A 3,694-nucleotide genomic window follows, 5' to 3' on the forward strand; every position below is an offset into this window, starting at 1 on the left:
CCGGCCGATTTCAGCCAGCTCAGCCATTACGCCCGCCGCAAGCTGCGCTCCATGCAGCGTCGGCCCACACTGGCGACCGCCTTCTGGAAACAGGCGGAACTGCCCTTGTAACCATTCAACCATTTATGCAAGGCTCAATAAGAAATTCTTAGGGTTTTCTGAGCCAAGATTTAAGAACCGGCCTGCGCCGCACTCCCCATACTACACGCCCGTTGCCCGCAGACGCGTGGCGCTGATCGAGAGGGAGTCCACGATGATGAAAACGCTGCCCCGAATCCTGACGGCTCTGCTGCTTGGCCCGGGCCTGGCGCTGGCCTCGACGCCGGCGACACAGGACAGGCCACGGCCACGCGACCCGCTGGTCGAGCGAGGCCGCTATTTGGTGCAGGCTGCGGGCTGTAACGACTGCCATACGCCAGGCTATGCCCAGCGCGAAGGCAAGGTGCCCGAAGCGGAATGGCTCACCGGCGATACGGTGGGCTGGCGTGGGCCCTGGGGCACCACCTACGCCACCAACCTGCGCCTGCGGCTGCGGGACTTCAGCGAGGAACAGTGGCTGCAGTTTGCGCGACACTTCCGCGCGCGTCCCCCCATGCCCTGGTTCAACGTGACGGTGATGACGGACGAGGACCTGCGCGCGATCTATCGCTACACGCTCGCGCAGGGCCCGGCCGGCAAACCCGCTCCGGCCTACCTGCCGCCGGATCGTGTGCCGTCGCAACCCTTCGTTGTGTTTCCGGCACCGCCCGGCACGCCGACCGCTCAGCATTAAGCCAGCGCCGCGCCCGCCAGCCCGCAGGCGCCGATCACCGGGATCACGCCGATCTTGAAGCGCCACAGCGCGATGAACGCGGCCGCGCCGATCGCGAGCGCCGGCCACTCGAAGGCGCCGCCGAAACCCGCCGGCCACAGCACATGCCAGGCGAAGAACAGCGCCAGGTTCAGGATCACCCCGACCACGGCCGCGGTGATTGCGGTCAGCGGCGCCGTGAATTTGAGATCGCCGTGGGTGGTCTCGACCAGCGGCCCGCCGAGCAGGATGAAAAGAAAGGACGGCAGGAAGGTATAAAAGGTCGCCACACAAGCGCCGGCGATCCCGGCCAGTGCCATGGCCTCGGGCCCGAACAGCTGCACATTCCAGGCGCCCACGAAACCGACGAAGGCCACGACCATGATCAGTGGCCCCGGTGTGGTCTCGCCGAGTGCCAGCCCGTCGATCATCTGCGTCGCGCTCAGCCATTGATAGTGTTCGACCGCGCTCTGGTACACATAAGGCAGCGCCGCGTAGGCGCCGCCGAAGGTGAGCAGCGCGGCCTTGGTGAAGAACCAGCCCATCTGCGTCAGCACGCCCGGCCAGCCGAACGCCGCCCATAGCGCGCCGAGCGTGCCGCCCCACAGCACGAGGCCGATGGCCAGGTAGCGCAGGAAACGGCCCCAGCGGAAGCGCGCGTGTGCCGGCGCGGGCGTGTCGTCGTCGATCACCGCCGGCGCATGCGGCCCGGCCGCGGCTGCGGCGTACGCGCCGCCGGTGCGGAAGCTGTCCGGCAGGAATCTGCCGCCGAGCATGCCCAGGAGCCCGGCGCCGAGCACGATCGCGGGAAACGGCAGCCTGAGCACGAAGATCGCAACGAAGGCCGCGACGGCGATGCCCCAGAGCACCGCATTCTTCAGCGCGCGCGAACCGATGCGCCAGGCGGCAAAGAGGACGATGGCGATCACCGCCGGCTTGATGCCGTACAGCACGCTGGCCACCGCCGGCAGGTCGCCCCAGGCCAGGTAAATCCAGGACAGCGCGATCAGGATGAACAGCGAGGGCAGCACGAACAGCGCGCCGGCGGCGATGCCGCCCTTCACCCCGTGCAGCAGCCAGCCGACGTAGGTGGCGAGCTGCTGTGCCTCAGGACCCGGCAGCAGCATGCAGTAGTTGAGCGCGTGCAGGTAGCGGCGTTCCGAAATCCAGCGGCGCTTCTCGACCAGTTCCTGGTGCATGATCGCGATCTGGCCGGCCGGCCCGCCGAAGCTGACGCAGCCCAGCCACAGCCAGAATCGGACAGCCTGCGCGAAGCTCGGTGCCTGCGGTGAACCGCTCATGGCCCTCACGCTATCATCTGCACATGAGCAAAACGAGCACACCCGCCGCGGCGCCGCCGCTGGAGCGCGAGCGCCAGGAATATACGGTGGACGAGCTGGCGCGCGCTGCGGACACGACGGTGCGCAACGTACGCGCCTACCAGGACCGCGGCCTGTTGCCGCCGCCGGAGCGGCGCGGACGCGCCGGCGTCTATACCGAGGCGCACCTGGCGCGGTTGCGGCTGATCGGCCAGTTGCTCAAGCGCGGCTACACGCTCGGCAACATCGCCGAGCTGATCAGCGCCTGGGAGCGCGGCCAGGATCTGCGCGAGCTGCTGGGGTTGGAGAGTGCGCTCACCATGCCCTGGTCGGAGGAGCTGCCGGCCTACTTCACCATGGAGGAACTGCTGGGCATGTTCGGTCGCGGCCTGCCGCCGGAGGAAGTCGCGCTTGCCATCCGCAAGGCGGTGGAGCTGGACGTGCTGCAGCCGGAAGGCTTGCGCTTCCGCGCGCCGCGTCCGCAGTTCATTTATGCCGGCGAGCAGCTGGTGGCGATGGGCATCCCGCTGACCGAGCTGCTCGACATCGTGCGCATGCTGCGCGGTAACGTCGAGCGCGTCGCCAACGAGCTGGTGCAGCTGGTGGTGAAGTACGTGTTCGACCCCTATATGAAAGGCCAGCTGCCGCCCGCCAGCGAGGTGCCGCGGCTGGCCGACACCGTGTGGCGGCTGCGGCCGCTGGCCGACATGGCGGTGAACGCCGAGGTGGCGCGCGCGATGGAAGGCGCCGTCAACAAGTACCTCGGCGAGGTAATGGCGCACATCATGGACCAGCTGCCGAAGCGGGGCGGTAGCGCCGGCAAGGGCTGAAACCGGGCACCCGTTCAGAAGACCGGGCCCCACTCTTGCATCTGCTGCACCAGCCGCAGGTCTTCCCACATCACGAAAGGCTTGGCCAGCATCGCGCGGCCTACGTCGCTGCTGGCGAAGTCGATGTTGGTGGTAATGCGCAGATGACCCTGCGTCAGGCTCGAACGGCCCGTGCGCTTCACCGGCAGGGCGAAACCGCGGCCGCGCAGCCAGCGCAGATACTCGGCCGGCTGCGCCGGCACGAAGTAGGCCTGGTAGAGCCGGTCGTTGAAGAACTCCAGCGTCAGCTTGCCCTCGTAAGCCCCGTGCGTGTATTTCGACACCGCCAGCGTGTCGTTGCGATAGGGTGGATAGCGATGGCTGGGCGGCTTGCGCTCGATGGTGGACAGCTCGGCCGTGTAGCCGCCTTGTGCCAGCTGCGTCTGGACCGCCGCCACGCTGTCGTAACTGCGCAGCGCACCCATGAAGGCCACGCGCTCCGCCGCCACGGCGGTGTACGCCGCGGCGGGGTCCGGTGCGGGTTCGACAGGCGTCGGCGGCGGCGTGGCCGGTTTCGGAGCTGCCGCGACGACGGGCGGTGGTGGCTTGGGCACAGGTTTCGGGACGGGTGCTGCGACCGGCGGCTCGGGCTTCGCGGCGGGTGTCGCGACGGCCGCGGGCGACGACGCGACTGGCGGCGCGGCTGGCGGCGGTGACCGACCGGCTTCGGTGAGCTCAGGAGCGGCCGCGGGCGGCGCGGCGGGCTGCGCGACCGG

The 3,694-nt window shown here is 68.8% G+C and carries 4 protein-coding genes; 2 read left to right on the top strand and 2 right to left on the bottom strand.

Features of this window, described 5'->3' with window-relative positions; genetic code table 11:
* Window positions 1–253 precede the first annotated feature (253 nt).
* Entirely contained in the window at window positions 254–772 is a 519-nt protein-coding gene (locus VNJ47_08740) for a hypothetical protein (GenBank protein HXG28923.1), read from the top strand.
* Here VNJ47_08740 and chrA read toward each other — a convergent pair.
* Window positions 769–2,091, bottom strand: coding sequence for a chromate efflux transporter (gene chrA, locus VNJ47_08745; GenBank protein HXG28924.1), 1,323 nt, complete (start codon window positions 2,089–2,091; stop codon window positions 769–771). The genes VNJ47_08740 and chrA overlap by 4 nt on opposite strands.
* Window positions 2,092–2,114: 23 nt before the next feature.
* Between chrA and VNJ47_08750 the strand changes: the two genes are divergently transcribed.
* Window positions 2,115–2,939 (top strand): MerR family transcriptional regulator, encoded by an 825-nt coding sequence (locus VNJ47_08750; protein HXG28925.1) that lies wholly within the window; start codon window positions 2,115–2,117, stop codon window positions 2,937–2,939.
* Between the two features lie 14 nt (window positions 2,940–2,953).
* Here VNJ47_08750 and VNJ47_08755 read toward each other — a convergent pair.
* The coding region (locus VNJ47_08755) for a hypothetical protein (protein HXG28926.1) at window positions 2,954–3,694 on the bottom strand (741 nt) is incomplete at its 5' end.

The organism is Nevskiales bacterium (genome assembly GCA_035574475.1).
In the GTDB taxonomy this organism is placed as follows: domain Bacteria; phylum Pseudomonadota; class Gammaproteobacteria; order Nevskiales; family DATLYR01; genus DATLYR01.

Coding starts and splice junctions, on each gene's coding strand:
- VNJ47_08740 (HXG28923.1), top strand. CDS start 254: ATGATGAAAACGCTGCCCCGAATCCTGACGGCTCTGCTGCTTGGCCCG.
- chrA (HXG28924.1), bottom strand. CDS start 2,091: ATGAGCGGTTCACCGCAGGCACCGAGCTTCGCGCAGGCTGTCCGATTC.
- VNJ47_08750 (HXG28925.1), top strand. CDS start 2,115: ATGAGCAAAACGAGCACACCCGCCGCGGCGCCGCCGCTGGAGCGCGAG.